This window comes from Desulfobacterales bacterium, from assembly GCA_034520365.1.
GTDB lineage: Bacteria > Desulfobacterota > Desulfobacteria > Desulfobacterales > Desulfosalsimonadaceae > M55B175.
Genome location: JAXHNP010000002.1, coordinates 369,411 through 388,294, shown reverse-complemented (window position 1 = coordinate 388,294; position 18,884 = coordinate 369,411). Strand labels below are relative to the sequence as shown.

Annotated in this window: 9 protein-coding genes; 8 read left to right on the top strand and 1 reads right to left on the bottom strand. The window is 53.6% G+C overall.

What is annotated here, in order from left to right; all coding sequences use genetic code 11:
• The first annotated feature begins 4 nt into the window (after positions 1 to 4).
• From U5L07_01985 to U5L07_01965, 5 genes are read left to right on the top strand one after another with little or no spacing between them, the layout of a single operon-like run.
• Positions 5 to 595 carry a DUF1318 domain-containing protein gene (locus tag U5L07_01985; protein MDZ7830502.1) on the top strand — a complete coding sequence of 197 codons (591 nt, stop codon included), beginning with the start codon at positions 5 to 7 and terminating at the stop codon, positions 593 to 595.
• A complete protein-coding gene (locus U5L07_01980; protein MDZ7830501.1) occupies positions 571 to 8,790 on the top strand; it encodes a tetratricopeptide repeat protein in 8,220 nt (2,739 codons plus the stop codon). Before U5L07_01985 ends, U5L07_01980 begins: the two co-directional genes overlap by 25 nt.
• A gap of 15 nt (positions 8,791 to 8,805) precedes the next feature.
• Positions 8,806 to 9,345: an SH3 domain-containing protein gene (locus U5L07_01975; GenBank protein ID MDZ7830500.1), complete on the top strand. Its 540-nt coding sequence runs from the start codon at positions 8,806 to 8,808 to the stop codon at positions 9,343 to 9,345.
• A 17-nt stretch (positions 9,346 to 9,362) separates the two neighbouring features.
• Positions 9,363 to 10,277 (top strand): M48 family metalloprotease, encoded by a 915-nt coding sequence (locus U5L07_01970; protein MDZ7830499.1) that lies wholly within the window; start codon positions 9,363 to 9,365, stop codon positions 10,275 to 10,277.
• 44 nt (positions 10,278 to 10,321) lie between these two features.
• Positions 10,322 to 11,179, top strand: a complete 858-nt coding sequence (locus tag U5L07_01965) for an ARMT1-like domain-containing protein (GenBank protein ID MDZ7830498.1) — start codon at positions 10,322 to 10,324, stop codon at positions 11,177 to 11,179.
• A 28-nt stretch (positions 11,180 to 11,207) separates the two neighbouring features.
• Here the strand turns inward: U5L07_01965 and U5L07_01960 are convergent, their stop codons facing one another.
• Positions 11,208 to 14,036 carry a HEAT repeat domain-containing protein gene (locus U5L07_01960; protein ID MDZ7830497.1) on the bottom strand — a complete coding sequence of 943 codons (2,829 nt, stop codon included), beginning with the start codon at positions 14,034 to 14,036 and terminating at the stop codon, positions 11,208 to 11,210.
• 125 nt (positions 14,037 to 14,161) lie between these two features.
• Here U5L07_01960 and amrB point away from each other — a divergent pair, with 125 nt between their 5' ends.
• Genes amrB through amrS form a run of 3 tightly spaced genes read left to right on the top strand, consistent with a single transcriptional unit; the run spans position 14,162 to position 18,879 of the window.
• Positions 14,162 to 15,637, top strand: a complete 1,476-nt coding sequence (gene amrB / locus U5L07_01955) for an AmmeMemoRadiSam system protein B (GenBank protein MDZ7830496.1) — start codon at positions 14,162 to 14,164, stop codon at positions 15,635 to 15,637.
• A complete protein-coding gene (locus U5L07_01950) occupies positions 15,621 to 17,729 on the top strand; it encodes a hypothetical protein (protein MDZ7830495.1) in 2,109 nt (702 codons plus the stop codon). Before amrB ends, U5L07_01950 begins: the two co-directional genes overlap by 17 nt.
• Entirely contained in the window at positions 17,707 to 18,879 is a 1,173-nt protein-coding gene (gene amrS / locus U5L07_01945; GenBank protein ID MDZ7830494.1) for an AmmeMemoRadiSam system radical SAM enzyme, read from the top strand. Before U5L07_01950 ends, amrS begins: the two co-directional genes overlap by 23 nt.
• The last annotated feature ends 5 nt before the right edge of the window (positions 18,880 to 18,884 follow it).

Sequence of the window (18,884 nt, the reverse complement as noted above, 5' to 3'; positions counted from 1 at the left end):
TCCTATGAAATATGTAATTTGCATTTTACTGTTGACGCTGGTCACCGGCTGCACGCTGGCCCGGGTTGATGTGGAGATGGTGAGCGAGCGGACCGCTTTGGAGAATCAGGTGCTTGGTACCTACAACGCCCTGGACGCCCAGATGCTTCTGGCCGCCTCGGTCCGGGGCGTGGATGAAAGCGGGGCAATCAGCGAGCCGCCAAGGCACAGCCGGGAATACAAAGACGCCATCACCGCCATGCAGACCCTTGATTTTCATGCCGACGATCTGGAAACATTCAAGCGGCTGGGCTGGGTCGGGGAGAACAACCAGGGCTATATTGAACCGTTTGCCATGGAAAAGAAGAATGTGCCTGAAGATCTGAAGGATTTTTCCGATCGGTTTTCGGAATCCGAGTTTGAGCATGTGGTCTCCCGGGTAAACACCGCCCGAAAACAGCTCATGGAGCGGGTGATCTACATGAATGAGAATTTAAAGGAATCGGATATGCCGCGGGTAGAGCGTATTTTTGCCCGGATTCAGGCGGAAAACGCGGCCGCCGGAGTCAGGATACAGACGGAAGACGGGTCATGGAAAACCAAGAAAGAGTCCTGATGAAGATTCATGGATCATATAAAATTGTAGGCGTAACCGCATGCGTGTGGCTGTTTCTGGCAGCTTTGCTGCCCTTCGCCCATGCCCGGGCCGACAATAAAAACCCGGTTATACCGCCGCTTCAGGTCACCGCAGAAACCGAGCCGGTGCTGGATATGGCGGTCTCAGCAGACGGCGGGGATATCGTCTATGTCACCGGCGGCCGCACAAGGTCCAGGCTGTGGATAAGCTCAGCTGATACGGCGGTGTTCAGACTGCCGCGCGAACTTGTTTCCGCCCCGTCGGCCAAACGCGCCCCTGCCCTGTCTCCGGACGGCAAACACCTCGCCTATGTGGATACCCGGTTTGATGCCAAAGGTGATATTTTTCTGTTAAACCTCAAAACCCCGGATACACCGCCGGTCCGGCTCACCGGCCGGGATACGGCGGATGACATGCCTGTGTTTTCAGCCGACGGCCGACGGATTTTTTTCAACCAGGCAGAATCAAACGGCCAAAATCATCTGGCCATTCTTGATCCCGGGCAGCCGCAGGCCGCCCCAAAGCCTGTCAATACCGGCGGGGACGGTATGTCCGCGGCCGTGTCCCCGGACGGACATAAACTGGCCTTTATTTCTTTCAGGGCGGATGCGGGCGGGGATGTCTTTGTCCATGACCTTACCACCAAAAACACCCGGCAGATCACCAGCGGACCGGCCATTGACCGGCATCCCGCCTGGGGGCCGGACGGGACGCACATCTACTTCTCGAGAATCGATTCAGACACCAATCAGGACGGCCGCCTGAGCCCTGCCGACAATTCCGTTATATGCCGGATTGCCGCGGAAGCCGAAAATGCGCGTGCCTGGCCATTGACCCAATTGAACCATTCAGCAATACATCCCCGGGTGCGAGAGAATCGCCTGTTCTATCTGTCTGACCGGGCCGGGGTAACCAATTGCCGGACCCTGCCGGCTGCCGGCCGCATTCCCGCTATGGACAGTGCCCGGACCCAGCTTGAACTTGCCCGAAAACTTGCCGATCGCTTTCCGGCCGAACCATACCCGGCCCTGCTTGCTTATTACCGGGTCCTGGAAACATTTGCTGAAAACGCGGCGTTTGCCGCTGAAGCCGGCTGTGCCGTCGGCGAAATATTAGAGCGGTTACATTTCAACGACGCCGCCCGACAAATCTATGCATATACCGCAGAGGCATACCCGGATGTCACCCCCGAAGGACCGCTTGCCCATATCCGGAAAATCCGGCTGGAAGGCCTGCGGAAAATTCAGCAAACAGCCGCTCAAACCCGGCGTATGGAGCTTTTGGATCAGACGATTCAACAGATTGAGGCGTTTTCAGCCGGAAAAACGCTTTCAGTCCGGGCACCGGCCGCCTTTGCCAAAACCCGGCTGATGATCCGGCAGAAACAGGCATCTGCAGAATTTTTGAAGATCATGCAATGGCTAGATCCGATCATTGCCAATGATCAAACACTGCCCGCGCATATGGCCCAGGCTCTTTTTTTTAAGGCCGGGGTCTATGAGCAGGCCGGAATCGCTCAAACCGCTGAAACGGTTTACCGACGGCTGCTCAGGCGTTTTCCCGACCAGCGGCCCTGGACAGACGATGCGGTGGAGCGCCTTCTTGACGTGTCGCTGGCTGAAATTTCCGATGCCTCGCGGGAGATGAAAATCAACCGCCTGCGCCGGATGGCGGAAGAAAGCCGCACGGATATACCGATGCTTGCCATGGCAGCCTTTAATCGGATCGGCGATCTATATTATGCCGCCGGAGACCGGGAAAGCGCCAAGTCGGCCTATCAAATTGTTATTGACAGCTTTGCTGAAAAGAACACCCCGGCGGCGGCAGCCCGGTTTTCGCTGGCAGAGCTTCTTTACCAGGAGGAGCGCTTCAGACAGGCGCTTGATCTTTATGAAAAGGAGATTTCGCAGCGGCCGTCCACAGACCGGATTTATCAGCTGGCCAGAAACGGATATATCCGAAAAACCGCATCTTCCGGAGAATTCCTGTACCGGCTGGGCGAAATCCCATCTGCCAGAAACACCTTCAAAGAGCTGATCGACTATGACGAAACCATCATCCCTGCGCATCGGGGCTACATCAAGTGTGCGGCCGCTGCCGGTGATATAAAACAAATACTGGCCGACTACCGCCGAAAACTTGAACAGCACCCGAACGAACCGATTTGGCTCTATACCACGGGACTTGCCCTGACCTATCTGGAAACCGAAGAGACCGTTGAAGAGGCCCGGGACCTGGTTGAGCAGGCGGTCCGTTTAAACGGGCATGTGGAATATTTCCATCAAACCCTTGGCTATATTTATGAGGTCTCGGAAACGGTTTACGACAAACCCGAACAGCTTGAACGCGCCCTGGAATCCTATAAAATGGCCTATTTTTTAAACGATCCGGATGTAAACCCGGAAAATGCCGCCAACCTGGAACTAAACATCGGAAACGCATTTTATCTGCTCGGTCAATACGGCAAGGGCCTGGAATTCTATGCCAAACGCCTGGACCGGGAGGCGGAATTCTCAGACCCGAATACCGAGATTGTTTTCTATAAACGCTTAGGGGAATGCGCCTTTCAGGCCAGAGCCGCAAAACAAGCCAAAACCGCCTATAACCGGGCGCTTGAAAAAATTGATGAGCGCATGGACCCCCTGGCTGCAGCCAAAGGGTTTGACCGGCTGATCACCCTGAAAACTGAAATGACCGACCGGTTGGGCCTTGTCTGCCAGGAACTTGAAGATTGGGAATGTGCCGTGAATGCATTCAGGAAAGCCTTTGACTTAAATCAAAAACAGGGCCTGACCCGAAATCTGGCCGGAAACCGGCGGGCCGTCGCCTATAACACCTATCACCAGGCCCGGACCTTTACCGGGGCCAAGCGGCGGCGCCTTCTTGAAACCGCTGCAGAAGAGTTCCAAAAGGTGCCGGAACTTGTCAACGCCCACGGAGTGCCCAAGCCGGAGAAGGAGAAAAAAAAGAAAAACCAGGCCCTCTTTGATATTTCCTTTCAAACCGCCCTGGATACAGCCGGCGCAACTGAGGCGGCTCACGGATTCTCTGAAGTACAGGAAAAGCGCCTGGCGGAAACATTTATCGCACGCATCCGTCTTGAATTGGGAGACCTGGCCGCCGCCCGCGCCCATATTGACAAACAGCTCGACGAATACCCCATGGGCGATACTGTTTCTGAAAACGACCGCTACGGCGTGGCCCTTCTTTATCACCGGGCCGGGCTTCTGGCCCATGCCATGGACGAGCCCGAGACAGCCTTTGACCGGTTCGCCTATTCGGCTGAGCTCTGTCTGAAAATGCAGGCGCCGGTCAGCGCGGCCATGAATCTCACCAACATGGCCGCGGGAATGGAAGCCATGCACCCGGCGGATAAGCCGGGCCGCGGATTGACAGATACCCGGATAAAAAGATTTGAGGCCCTGGAGGGTAAGACCCGGGACCTGCTTGAGGCCTCGGCTGCCACCCGAAACTCCCTTCGCCTGGCTGAATACCACAATCGAATGGGCGTGGCCTATGCCGCGACGGCCGGCCGTTTGGTCGGGGCAGGTGCCGACGCTGCGGTGAAAAAAATGAACCGCCTCACCCGTGCGGCCGGCCATTTTACGGCAGGCCTTAAACTTTGCGGGCAAACGGATTTGCAGCCGGCCCGGGAGGCTTATGCAGTTCAAGCCCGGCTGAATTTGAATCTCGCAGCCCTTGCCCATCAGCTGAAAGAGAGCCAAACAGCGGATAAACATTTTGAAAACGCCCTTTCCGCCGCGGAAGAAGGTGTCCTTCCGGATTTCAAATGGCGGGCCCTTGCCGGACTGGGGCGGCTTGAAGCAGCCTTCTCCGTGCTCCAAAACAATATAAGCCCGGCCCGGGCCGGCTGTCAGCCCATGGAGATACTAAACCCATTCAGCCCCCTGGTTTTCAAGACGCTTAAAACGGAAAATCCGGAAGCCGCCTTTAACCTGGCCGAACAAATTGCCGAGCTGGAGCGCTTCAACCGGACGGCAGAGCACATCCAGCCGGCCGGGAAAAACGAAGCCGCGTTTTATGAGAGTGTGTATCCGCGGCTTTTGCGGATACACACCTATCAAACGGAACTGGATGCGGCGGATCCGGATAAAAAGCCGTATATCAAAGAACGGCTTGACCGGGAAAAGTCGCTTCTAACATCTGAGACCGAAAATCTGCCGGATCTGATCCGGCAGATTAAAGACAAAGAGACCCAACACCGGGTCATGATGATCCTGGGCGCATCCCTCCGGGCGGAGAAAATCGCTGATCAGCTGGCAGCAGAAAATCAGCTGGAAAATCCGGATCCGGATAAACTTTCCGGGCTTCGATCGCGCTATGAGGCGCTTATCTCCACCTCCCGCTCTCTCCCGACGCGCACCCAGAATGGCGATGGCCCGATAACAGCGGATTTCATGGATTTTTTACGCCCCCGGCCCGCCGAGGCAATGGATGTGATGGATGCCCTGGGAGAGGACGAGGCCATGCTCCGGATATTTCCCACGGGCAGGGTCGAGCCTTCATATATGGTCTTCATCATCACACCGGAGAGCCTTTCTGTTAAGATTGCTAAAAATATGGAGGCCATCAGACAAACTCTGTCTGAATTTGACCCTGAAAAATTGACCTATATTGCCTATGAAGCCCCGTTGGCGCTTGATCCGGAACAACCCTATCCGCAGGCCTTAAGCGGAACTCATCTGTATCGCTGTCTTTCCAGTAAAAAACCCTTTAAACAGCATCTTCTCAGCATATCAGATGAGTTCGATTTAAGCGGTTTGGCGGAACTGTTTGAGGTCATGAATTGGGAAGACGCGGCAGACCGGTCCGCTGTCAATGATTCCTATGTGCTGAGGGCGGCAAATACCCTTGTCATGCCTCACACTTTGGCCCGGGTTTCCACCGTCCCCACCAACGCCGGGGAATCAGCCGAATCGTTTCTGGCGGTTCATACGGGATCTGGAAAGCGTCTGCCCCTGGCGGATCTGCTTTCGCAGACTTCCAGCCTGACCCTGTCTGTTATCACTGATCCGCCGGAGTCGGAAATCGATCGCATTGCCCATTTGTTTTCGATTTACGGGTGCCCGAGCCTGATCCTGCTTAAACAGCCGTTTTCCGAGGAAAAAACCCGCATTGCGGATTTATTGAGCGGGTATATAGAGATGACCCCCTTTGATGCCACTGCCATGACGGGCCAACCTTTCCGGCCGCTTTATATCGGGGATGCCGGCATGACCCCGGATGAATCCGCCGAGTTTGCCAGAAAAAACTTTATCGCTTATATCAAGGCCGGCCGCTCAGCCTTTGATCAGGGCAACCCGAAAGAAGCGCTGGTCAACTTTGAGCATGCCGTATCCATCGCTTCTGAGGTTCCGGATTTCAGCCAATACCTGCCGGCCTTGTACCAGTTTGGCCGGGAATCCGCATATCAGGCGGGACATCTGGAAAAGGCGCTTGCGTTTGCAGAGAAACTGACAGAAATACTCGAAGCCGAAAAGCCGGACAGCCGCGCCCATGCCGAGGCCATGCTGACCCTGGGCCTCATCCATGCCCGGAAAAGCCAATATGACCGGGCCGTGCCGGTGATCGAGACGGCAGTGGATATGTTCGCCATGCTGGGCGCGGATCAGAAGCTGGCCGCTGCCATGAAGGATCTGGGGGTGGTTCTGGAGAATGCCACCCATTATGAATCCGCACTAAGCCGGTTTCAAAAAGCGGCCCAATTAAGCCGGGACATCAATGACCGCCAGATGCTGGCCGCCCAGCATCTAAACATCGGCCGCATCCATGATCTCAGGTTAAACCGCTACCCCGAGTCCATCCAGCACTATGAAAAAGCCCTTGCCCTGTACAAGGAGATGGACAACCCGGAAAAAACCGCAGAGGCCCGCCTGAATATCGGCCGATGCTATCGCCTGCTGGGTATTTTTCCCAAAGCCGAGAACCAGTATGAGAAGGCGCTTTCAATGGCTGCCGGCAGCGGCCTAAATGAAAATCGGCTTAAAGCCAAAATCATCATCGAACAGGCAAACAATGCCTGGTTCCAGGGGGATTTTGAAACCGCCTTCAAGCTTCAGCGAAAGTGCCATGAGCTGGCCGAGCAAACAGACTACCCGCTGCTTGAAGTGATCTCCAAAAACACGGCCGGGCTGATCTGGTGGTCGCTCGGGAACTTTGAAAAATCCCTGACGGAACTGGAAATTGCCCTTAAACAGGCCCGGCAGCTTGATATCCGGCCGGATGAAATCGCCTCCACCCTGAACAACATCGGCCTGGTGCACCGGGAGCGGGGCGACTATGAGAAAGCCCTTGAGACATTTGATCAGGCCCTGGCCATTGATACAGAGCTCCAATCCAAATGGGCCATGGCCTATGATTATCGGAACAAAGGGCTGACCTATCTTGAAATGAAGCAGCCAGAGACTGCCGTGCCGCTATTTGAAAAGGCATTTGAGCTGTCAAATGCCATCGGCAATCAGATTAATGCCGCCAAAGCCCGGCTCGGCCTGGGCAATGCGCTGCTTGCCCTAAAAACCTATGAATCCGCCAAAGACGCCTATTCTGAGGCGCTTTCGCTGTCAAAAAAAATGCGGATAAAGGAAACCCATTGGCGGGCGCTTTACGGCCTGGGCCGGGTGAGCCTTGCCCTTGAAAACGACCGGGAGGCGGCTGAAACCTATCTGCGCGATGCAATTGACATCATCGAATCCATGCGCTCTGCCATAAAGGTAAAAGAGCTCAAGGAAAATTTCATGGAAAACCGGCTTGATGTGTATAAAGATCTGGTCCGCCTTTTGGCGGATATGGCGCAGCCGGAGGCGGCGTTTGAAATCGCGGAACGCTCCCGATCCAGAAATTTCATCGATCTTCTGGGCACCCAGCGAATTTCGCTGGGAAGTGCGATTGAAACCGAACTCTATGATAAACAGGCCGTGCTGGCCGCTGAAATCGAGGCGACTGAGCAGCTTCTGGCGGCTGCCGAAAACGCGGGTGAAGTCCAAACCTATCAGGCGGCGCTTAAAAATTTAAAAAATGAGCGGCAGAACCTGATGCTGGATATCCAGGCCAAACACCCGCGTCTCTCAACACTTATTTCCATTCCGACCGTAAGTGCTGATAAAATTGTCAGCCGCCTGGAAACCGACGCCGGGCTTTTGTCCTATTATGTACTGGATGATGAACTCCTCTGCTGGGTGCTTAAAAATCCGCAGACGGGCTCAGGCTCAGGCGATGCCCCGGTCCGGCTTTTCCGCATTCCCTCGGATCAAAGCCGGTTAAACTCCCGGGTGCATAGGTACCGGCGGATCATTCAGAACCTGGAACCCTATGAAACCCATTCAAAAGAGCTGTACGACCGGCTGATCGCGCCGGTCATAGAGGCCCTTGACGGCATCCATACGCTGGGGATCATTCCCCATGGATCGCTGCACTATCTCTCCTTTGCCACCCTGTCAAGCGGAGAGAATTTTCTGATTGACGAGTTTTCGCTTTTTTATCTGCCAAGCGCCAGTGTGCTGGATTATACTCTGCCCCGAAGGATCAAGCGGCCCAAGCTCCAGCTCCAGGTCCTTGCCATCGGCAACCCGGATTTGGAAAACCCGGCCCTGGAACTGCCCTTTGCCGAGCAGGAGGTAAACTCCATCCACTGGAATTTTCCGGAGATCACCACCCTCATCGGGGAGAAGGCGACCGAGGCCTGGGTGGTAGAAAATATCGCCCGGTTTGATATCATCCATATTGCCTCGCACGGCGAATTTGATCCTGTCAATCCGCTGATGTCCGCCATCAAGTTGAGCCGGCCGGCGGGCGCCAAAAGTCTATCCGACCTGACAGCCGACGGGAATCTGCGGGCGGCTGAAGTTTTCGGCTTGGATATCCGGGCGGATATGGTATGCTTAAGTGCGTGCCAGACCGGCCTGGGAAAAGTGGAAGCCGGGGATGAAATCATCGGATTGAACCGCTCGTTTTTTTATGCCGGCACCCACACGATAATTTCAAGCCTCTGGCGGGTAAGCGATGTATCCACCGCCATGTTGATAAAGACCTTCTACCGCCGGTATACGGTGAACAATAAGGCGGACAGCCTGCGCGCCGCCGCCCGTCACGTAAAGGGCCGATACCCGCACCCGGGCTACTGGGGCGCGTTTACATTGGTGGGGGATTTTAAATAAAAAAGAGGAGTAAAAATGAAAACACGCATTCAACTGATGTTTTTTCTGGCCGTTTTCTGTCTGGCAGCGGCAGGCCTTGCTTTTGCGGAAGGCGAAGAAATCCTCTGGGTGACTTCCGGGAGCGCGGATCTAAAAGCCGAACGCTTTATTTCTTCGGATACCATTGCCGAACTTCAGCGCGGGGCCGAGCTTTCGGTTCAGGCCTATGAATCCAGATGGTATCAGGTCACCACGGAAAATGGCCGGACCGGCTGGGTCTACCGGGGCAAAGTTTCTGAAACCAAACCAGAAATCGCAGATAGCGAAAAAGAAGATGAGGGCGGCGGCATCGGCGGACTGCTCGGCGGATTAGGGGGCAGCTCGGTTGAAACCGAGACCGCTGACAGTGCCCGCAGTATCCGGGGGCTTTCGCCTGAGGCGAAGGCGTATGCGGAGAAAACCGGTACGCCGAAGCAAAGCCGGGAAGCGCTGGATCAGGTGCTTTCCATATCCATCTCAGCGCGCGAACTCGAATCATTTTTAGAAAACGGCCATGTCGGCGAATACGCCGAATAATGATGGGGGATAGGATTATGGGTAAAAAAGGCAGCCATCAAAAATTTAAGACCCGGCGCCAGTTCCTGAAACTGGCCGCGCCACTGGCCATTGGCCTGGCCAGCCCGGCCTATGCCATGGATCTTTTTAAAATCCTTGATCCGGAAGGCAAAAACGAGGATATCCAGAAGGCCAGACAGGCAGCGGAGGGGCTGGGCAGCATCGCCCAGAGTGCGAAAGGCATGGATTACGAGACTGAATTCCATATCGGCGAAACTCTGGCCCTTGAGGGCTTCCAGCGTTACGGACTGCCGGTGGCGGATAAAAAACTCCAGGAATATGTCAATATTCTCGGCAAAGCAGCGGCCGGAAATTCCATCCGGCCAGGTATCAACTATTATTTTGTCGTTGTTGAAAGCCCTTTATACAATGCGTTTGCCTGTCCGGGCGGGATTATTTTTCTGAGTTCCCAGCTGGTCCGGTCCATGTCCGATGAGGCCGAACTGGCCTGCGTACTGGCCCATGAGGTGGGCCATGTATCGCATAAGCATGCCCTGCAGTCCATCCGACGGGCCAAATTCTTAGAAGGCCTGGGCAAGATCGGCACCATTAATATGGACAGCGAGGAGGGCAAGAAATACCGCTCGATGATCGGCGATCTTCAGACCGTGCTCTTTGATAAAGGCCTTGACAAGAATATGGAGTTTGAAGCGGACAAATCCGGCATGGAATTCGGCTACCGCACCGGTTATGACCCGCGGGGCATGATCCGGGTGCTGGAGATGCTTAAGGCCAAGCAGGCGGCCGCCACGCACAAGGGCTCCTGGTTTTCCACCCATCCGCCGCTGGATGCCCGGCTTGAAAGATGTTATGACCACCTTAAGGACTATCCGGATGCATCAGCCTTGGCCACGGTCAAAGACCGGTTTATTGCCTACCGGGAGCGTTTTTAACCTCTATGGTACAGATTTAAAACTGATCAACAGAAAAGACATCTATGCAGACCTATCACGAATGTATCCCCTGTTTTCTGAAACAGGCATTAAATGCTGCAAGGCTTGCGACCGCTGATACCCATGTGCATGAACATGTATTGCGGTGCGTCCTTTCAGATGTCGCCGGCATGAACCTCAATCAGCCGCCGCCCCTGATGGGCCAGCGCATCCATCAAATCATCCGGGCGGCCACAGGCAACAGCGACCCCTATGCGGCGGTCAAAAAGCAATACAATGAATTTGGACTGTCGCTTTATCCGCAGTTAAAACAAACCATCGGGCAGTCGAAAAATCCCCTTGAAGCGGCCATCCGCCTCTCTATTGCCGGAAACATCATTGACTTCGGGCTGGCGGAATCCGTAAATCAGGCGGAAGTCGCCTCGGTGATAGAACAGTCCCTGACCCAACCCCTGGAGGGAGATGTCAGCGCGTTTCAGGCGGCCATGGCATCTGCCCGGAACATCCTGTTCTTAGGCGACAATACCGGGGAAATCGTTTTTGACCGGCTGCTGATTGAAACCCTTGAGCGGGACCGCATCACCTATGTGGTGCGCGGCGGCCCGGTCATCAATGATGCCACGCGCGCGGATGCAGAATTCACCGGTATAACGGAACTGGTGGATGTGATGGACAACGGATCGGACGCACCAGGCACGATTTTGGAGCAGTGCAGCGAATCCTTTCAGCAGGCTTTCAAAGATGCGGATCTGGTGGTGGCAAAGGGCCAGGGCAACTTTGAATCCCTGTCAGACGCGAATCAGCATATTTTCTTTATTTTTAAGGTCAAATGTCCGGTGGTGGCCGCCCATACGGATTGCCCCGCCGGGAGCATGATGATCCATGAAAAGCATATGGATTAAACAGACGTAAACCGGATCGCTGATTGATTTAGGCGCGCTTTTGGATACTCTCAAGAGCCTCATTGATTGCCGTGGACAGGTCCGGCCGGCTTTTGGTGAGCTTTTTCAGAAAGGCTTCGGCTTCCGTTCCGCCGATGCGGCCGAGCAGTGGAATAGCCGCCTTTAATATCACCGATGCATCTTCTGCGCCCACCACCCGTTTAAGAATTTGCCGCCATTTTTTATCCTTAAAGGCGATCTGTTCGCCCAGGCGGATGATATCGGATTCAATGCGGCCGCGCATGGGAATCTGGCGCAGGCCGTTGATGGTGCTGATCAGAAGGGATACGTGCCGGAAATGTGTTGATGCATTTTCCGGGTCCGGTGGCTCAAGGGTCAGCATGTCGAGAATTTCTTGTATGCTGCCGGTGCTGACCGAAGGGAGTTCGCCCAGGGCTTTGACCGCCTGCCAGTTGATCCGGGAGTCTGAATCCCCCAAACTTGTGATGATAAGTGTTTCCAAATCATTGGGCTTAAGACTGGAAATAACATTTAGGGCCTCGAGCCGCAGCCTGGCGTTTGTATCATCTAAAAACGGCCGGATGCTGTCCGCATCAGCCGGGTCATCGCTGACTTCCCGAAGAATCAGCATGGCATTTCTGTACAAATACCATTTGTGATTCGGCTTTTTTAGAATCCGGTGCGCCCATTTCCGGGAAGCCGCTTTTTTTTGTATCAGCCAGTTCACGATATGGCCGCGCAACTGACGGTCCGGTGTATTCGCCAGGATCCGGCCTACTGTTTCTACGCCTAAATAGCCCAGGCAGTCAAAAATGGGGTCCAGGTGTTTTCGTTCTTCCGGATCAACGAGTTCATAGGCCTCGGCCAGGGCATGGGCTTGATCCATGAATACATAGTCAAGCGCACTTTGCACGGTTTCATTTTTGTCTGCATCCGAGGCATCCGTGTTTTTATCAGCCTTCAGGTAAACGGTTTCCGCAGCCAGGGCGTCAATGGATTGGTTTTTGGGACGCGGCAATCTGCCGGCGCTTACCTCGATCACATCTGAAATGTCCGCAATAAGCCGCCAATCCCTGTCTTCAATCAAAAGCGGCATGATCCGCCGGAAACACTTTAAAAAAACAATAATATCATCCACATCATCCGCACTTCGCACAGATTCGGCATAACTGGAAAAATGGGCTTTAACATCCCGCGCCATTTCCCGGGTATTGATGACATACTGGGCGTCCGCCGGCAGTTCTTCAAAGCTAAGGATTTGATTGTCATATAAATGGGCCAGAAAGTTCTGGCCGCCTTTGGCTTTGTCCAAAACGACCCGGCGGGCCACCATTTTAAGGATGCGCTTAATGCCCTTTAATCGCCGGTCGACACTGGCGCTGTCCGGATACTCATCTTTCATGGCATTTAAGCGGTCAAGCTCTTCAAAGGTATAATTGGAGGTGGGCAGCAGCATGTCGATTGGAAACGAATCCACGATAATCTGCTCAATCTCCCGCGGCTTCATGTTTTCTATGTGTTGGGCGATAATATAGCAGTTGACCAGAAAATCGTTCAGCAGTTTGGGGTGCTTTAAGGGACGAATGATATCCTGGATGGACTGCTGCTTGATCTGGGAGACGATATCCGACTCCGTGCCTTTGAACATGGGCAGCAGCTTTAAGTCCTTGGCCAGCCGGTGCATGGCCATCTCAACCCGCCACGGCAGGTCCTTCTCAAGGTTTAACCGGTCATCAAAGAATACGGCGGAAATTTCAGAGATCCCGTCTGCCACCAGGGCGTCGGTTAAAATCTGACCGGGTTTGCGGTCTTCCGAGCGGTCCACTTTGGGGTCACTCATGATATCAATGAATTTTTCAAAATGATCAGTGGTAATCTCTTTTTTGACAGCCAGGCTGAGCAGTTCCTTTTTTGCAAAATACTCGTGCAGTTTGGGGGCGAACAGTTCGGCTTTCCCCTGGCCCACCACGGTCCGAACGGTCACGGGCAGATCCAGAATCCCGGTTATCAGAAAATCCACATGCTCGCGGGTCTCTTCCTTGGTGATCATTAGTTCCCGGGTATCAAAGAGCACTTTTTGAAATTCTTCGTAAAGCCCGTGCTTGGCAGATACCGAGCCCGGATGATCCGGATCATAGTAGCCGCTGCGCAGGATCGCCTTGGTTAAATTCATGATAAACTGTCCCACCGGCTCCACTCGCTGGCGCTCCTCAGCAGTCAGGTCCTTTTTATCATGAAGGGCTTGGCCGTGATCAGCGGCCGGTTCCTCGGCCTCGATTTCATATTCCTGATGGGAGACGACCTCGCGGATCCATTCAAATGCCGCGGGGGCCTGGGAAGGATCCGGCTGCTCAGATGAATTCGGCATTTCGATCCCGTCTGTTATCGACGCGTTTGATTCCACTGGTTCCGGTTCAGCGGGTTTGGGCGTGCCTTCAGGCGCACGGGCCGCGGCACCCTCCCCGATACTGATACGCCGGCCATAATCCAGATCCAGGGAAAGCTCCCCGTCATCGGAGTCGTCTGCAGGCGCTTCATAAAACGGCGCGCAGTTAAGTCTTTGCGCATACTCATCGTGTGCAGAGAGTTCGGTGTCAAGTTCATAAATAAAATTATCAAAACTATCATCCAGATTGACCTGTATGCCGGTTATTGGGGAATCTATGCGTTTTCCGGCACTTCCTTCCAAAGAAAAAAGACGATTGACCATCGGGATAATCAGGGAGATAACAAGCAGCGTACCGTGGGCGACAGGGGTACGCGTCGGCAAAAGCAGGCGTTTCTGCTGGATTTCTTCATAGTACCGGCAGAAATCCTCACTTGACTCGAATTTCAGGATAATCAGGCGTTTTTTCATGAACCTGTCTCAGGTCTATAATTCTTTTTTGCCGATATATTTTTATTTGACAAGATTGTATTGTATCTTGGATAATTTATTCGTTTTCGGACACGGATGTTAACCCTATTGTTACTTATAATATCATGAAAATCAACAGCTTAATATTTAACCTGCTGACAGTTTTTTGTTTATTTGTTTTTTTGAGTGCCATTCCGGTTCATGCGGGCGGCATTCGAAAGGCTATATTTGCCGGTAAATTCTATCCCGAAGATCCCGAACAGCTGGATCGGCAAATACAAGAATTCCTGAAAGAAGCCGAAAAAACGAATATGCAGGTGTCGCCGGATAAAAATTTACGGGCGCTGGTGATGCCCCATGCCGGATATATCTATTCGGGCCGCACGGCGGCCCATGCAGCAAGGGTTTTGGATGGCACGGACTTCTCAAAAGTTATTGTTCTTGGGCCCGACCATCGCGTGGGGTTTCGAAATTGCGCCATCAGCAACGCGGATTCATATGAAACCCCGCTGGGGCGAATCGATCTGCATCCGGATGCCGATCAATTGCGGCGCCGGTTTGACTGCTTTCGGCATGTTCCGGCATCGGATCAAAAAGAGCACAGCATAGAGGTCATTCTCCCGTTTCTCCAGGCAAAGCTGCGGGATTTCCGGATGGTGCCGATTGTCATGGGCCCGGGGGATACTGAGCAATATGCAGGAGCCATTGACAGCATCTATGATCATACCACCCTGCTGGTTGTCAGCACGGATCTTTCGCATTATCTTTCATATGAAAAAGCCAATAAACGCGATCAACAGACCATAAACCGGATATTAAATCTAAATGACAAGAATTTGGCAGATGGCAGTAACCGGGCGTGCGGGTTGGCCGGGCTTCAGGTTTTGATCAATCTGTCCAAACAGCATAACTGGGAGCCTGTGCTGCTTTTTCATGAGAACAGCGGAGATACGGCAGGCCCCCGCCAGCAGGTTGTCGGCTATGCTGCCATCGCCTTTTACGGAGAGGATGCCATGACACAGTCAAATGAAATGAGCGAAGAAAAAGGGCAGCAGCTGGTCCGGCTGGCGCGGCAGAGCATTGCCGGCCGGCTCGGTGTTAAGCCGGATGCGGCAGCAGATGTTGAATCCCGTATGTCTGATGGGGTTTTCCAATCAAAGCGGGGCACATTCGTCACTCTGACCAAAAACAACCAGCTTCGCGGATGCATCGGCAACCTGCTGCCGGATAAACCGCTCGCAGAAGGGGTTAAGGATAACGCGCTTAATGCCGCATTCAGTGATCCCCGGTTCCCGGCGCTTTCCAGGGAGGAGCTTGATCAGATCGAAATTGAGGTAAGCCTCCTGACCGAACCGCAGCCTCTCTCATACGAGGATGCGGATGACCTTCTGGCCAAGATTCGGCCGCAGGTGGACGGGGTAATTATTAAAAAGGGCATGCACAGCTCAACATTTCTTCCGCAGGTCTGGGAGCAGCTTCCGGACAAAGAATCGTTTTTGTCCCATCTATGTCTCAAAGCCGGATTGCCGGGGGACAAATGGAAAAAGGGGGATCTGGAAGTTCTGACCTACCAGGTACAGTATTTTGAAGAGCACAAATGATCGGCTGATCGCCCTTGTCGTCATCACCACCGGTATATCCTCGGTGGTTACCCAGCTGCTGGTCATCCGGGAGTTTCTGTCCCTGTTTAACGGCAATGAATTCGTCGTTGCCCTGATTCTTTTCAACTGGCTGCTGCTGGGGGGCATCGGTACCATGCTGGCCAAAACGGCCGGGCGGGGGGCAACGCTTGTGCGGCTTAGCTGGCTCTCGCTTCTACTGGTGGCGCTATCGCCGCTGGAGGTTTATGCGATCCGGGAACTGCGGGATGTCTTCTTTATTCACGGCGCATCCGTCGGCTTCTACCCAACCCTTATTTATACGCTTTTAACCATTGCCCCGTACTGCCTGGTTTTGGGTTTTGCCCTGCCCTACAGCCTGAGTGTGGCGGAAAAGCTGATCCCCAATTATCCGGGAATCCGGATCTATATAACCGATAACATCGGCGATGTGACCGGCGGGGCGCTGTTTTCCTTTGCCCTGGTTATTTTTCTGTCCCCCTTTCAGGCGCTTTTTTTTGCCAATTTGCCGCTAATAATTGCGGCATTTTTATTGATGCCCCGCCCAAGGCGGATGAAAACCGTGTTTGCGGCCGGTTTAACAGCCGCCATGGCCTGTCTGGCGTTTGGCCTTTATATGGAACGTCCCTCGCTTGTACCTGAGGAAGGGGATCTGGCCTATTACGAAGAGTCCAGGTACGGCCGGATAGAAGTGCATCAGGCCGATGGTCAGCAGACCCTATTTCTGGACGGGGTGCCGCTGTTTAGCAGCGAGAATGTAACCCTGGCAGAAGAAACCGTCCACTACCCCCTCTCCCAGCTTGATGCGGTCAACCAAATCCTGCTGATTTCCGCAGAGGGCGGCATCATGAAAGAAATTGCCAAATACCTGCCTGAACAGGTGGATTATGTGGAAATCGACCCCCGGATCACACAGGTGCAATTCCGGTTTAATCTGCTCCAACAACCGCCCTGGCTCCACGTGATCCATCAGGACGGCCGGGCATTTTTAAAGGAAACGGATAAAACCTATAATGCCATTTTGTTAAACCTGCCGGAACCGGATACATTTCAGCTGAACCGCTTTTATACGGACCGGTTCTTTGAGCTGGCCCGAAAGCGGTTGAAACCCGAGGGAGTATTCCTCTTTTCTGTCGACGGCATTAACAATTATCTCTCCAAAGCCCAGCGGCAAAAGATATCCTCGCTTTACCGGACTGCCAAAACCCAATTTGAGCATGTTCTGATGCTGCCCGGTGAGCGGATTTATTTCTTATGCCGAAACGCCCCGCTAAACCCGGATATCCCCGATCTGCTGGCTGCCAGGGGAATTGAAACCACCTATATTCAGGGCTATTTTTACGGCAATATTACCAAAACCCGGATCGATCGCCTCAGGGCTGAGGTGATGCCGGATGCACCGGTTAACCGCGATCATGCCCCGAACATGATCCGCATCATGTTCGCCGAATGGTTCACCCAGTATGCCAGTTCACCCGCCTTGTTTTTAGTCCTGATTGCGGCGCTGGCCGGGCTTTATTTTATTCTGATCAGCCGGGAGGAGTTTGTACTTTTTTCCACCGGATGCCTGACCATGGGCAGTGAAACCCTGGTGATATTTGCGTTTCAGATCTTTTTTGGCTATATTTATTATCAAATCGGACTGATCGTCACCGTTTTTCTGGCAGGACTCCTGCCGGGGGCTTTCTTTGGCGAGCGGCTTCGTCAATACGGCCACCAGGTGCTAATGATTACCGATGCCCTGCTGATCGGTCTGCTGCTTTTTTTTATTGCCGGTGTTTACGTGGTGGGCGATCATCTGCCCTTAGGCAGTTTTCTGGCTTTCGGGTTTATGGTATCCGCCGCCTGCGGCTGCCAGTTTCCGGTGGCCCTATATCTGCGCGGAAGTAACCAGTCCGCTGCCATACAGTCATTTTCAGCCGATCTGATTGGAGCGGCCGCCGGCACGCTGATTACGAGCGTGCTCTTAATTCCCTATGCAGGGATTCTATGGGCTGCGGCGGCTCTGGCAGGGATTAAAACCGCAAGCCTAATTTTAATGCGAACAGGCCATGATCTGCATATCCAGACGTAAATTTCTGACAGCCGGTACGCTGGCGGCCGGCGCCGCCTTGCTGCCATGCCCGGCCTCGGTTTTTGCCGGAAAATCGGAGAAACCATCCGATATCTCCGGCACTGTTTTTAAAAACGACGCACCGGATGAACTTTGGAAATGGTCCCGGGAAGTTGATTACTATCATAAACTGCCAAACGGGAATATGGCCTGCGGCATTTGTCCCAACAACTGCGAGCTCTCTGACGGCGACCGCAGCGTATGCCGCTCCCGGGTAAACATTGACGGCAGGCTCTATACCCTTGCCTATGGAAACCCTTGCGCGGTAAATCTGGACCCGATTGAAAAAAAACCCTTGTTCCATTTTCATCCCCGGTCCAAATCCCTGTCCATCGCCGCCACCGGCTGCAACTTTAGATGTCTGAACTGTCAGAACTGGCAGATATCCCAGGTAAAACCGGAGGCGGTCCGGCACTATGACCTGTTTCCGGAAGCGATAGTGAAAAAAGCCAGGGAAAACGAGGCAACCTCGATTTCATACACCTATACCGAGCCCACCACCTATTTCGAGTACATGACGGATACAGCGGCAATCGCCCATCAGCATGGGATTTACAATGTGTGGGTATCTAACGGTTTTATCAATCAGGAACCGCTTTTGCATCTGTGTAAAGTCCTGGATGCGGCCAATGTGAATCTGAAATCATTCAGCGACGCGCTTTATCGGAAATTAAACGGCGGGCGCCTCCAGCCGGTGCTGGATACATTCAAAACCCTGCATGATAAGGACGTACATTTTGAGATGACCACGCTGGTGGTGCCCGGGTATGTCGATGACCCGGAGATGATCAAGAACATGTGCGGCTGGATTCTTAAAAATCTGGGGCCGGATCACCCGCTCCATTTTCTTCGCTTCTTTCCCCGGTATAAACTGGACCGCCTGCCGCCCACGCCTGTGTCCAAATTGACCGCATTCCGCGAACTGGCCATGAAAGAAGGCATCCGGTATGTGTATGTGGGCAATGTGCCCGGCCATGAGGGCAATCATACCTACTGCCATAACTGCGGCAGACTTTTAATCAAACGCAGCGGCTATCATATGCCGGAATTTAATTTAAACGGCAATCACTGCAAATTCTGCAACACACGGATTCCCGGTGTTTGGACATAACGGAT

Bases quoted from the DNA above. Each gene is read 5' to 3' on its own strand.
- amrB (MDZ7830496.1), top strand. From the start codon at position 14,162: ATGAAAATCAACAGCTTAATATTTAACCTGCTGACAGTTTTTTGTTTA.
- U5L07_01985 (MDZ7830502.1), top strand. From the start codon at position 5: ATGAAATATGTAATTTGCATTTTACTGTTGACGCTGGTCACCGGCTGC.
- U5L07_01970 (MDZ7830499.1), top strand. From the start codon at position 9,363: ATGGGTAAAAAAGGCAGCCATCAAAAATTTAAGACCCGGCGCCAGTTC.
- U5L07_01960 (MDZ7830497.1), bottom strand. From the start codon at position 14,036: ATGAAAAAACGCCTGATTATCCTGAAATTCGAGTCAAGTGAGGATTTC.
- U5L07_01965 (MDZ7830498.1), top strand. From the start codon at position 10,322: ATGCAGACCTATCACGAATGTATCCCCTGTTTTCTGAAACAGGCATTA.
- amrS (MDZ7830494.1), top strand. From the start codon at position 17,707: ATGATCTGCATATCCAGACGTAAATTTCTGACAGCCGGTACGCTGGCG.
- U5L07_01975 (MDZ7830500.1), top strand. From the start codon at position 8,806: ATGAAAACACGCATTCAACTGATGTTTTTTCTGGCCGTTTTCTGTCTG.
- U5L07_01980 (MDZ7830501.1), top strand. From the start codon at position 571: ATGGAAAACCAAGAAAGAGTCCTGATGAAGATTCATGGATCATATAAA.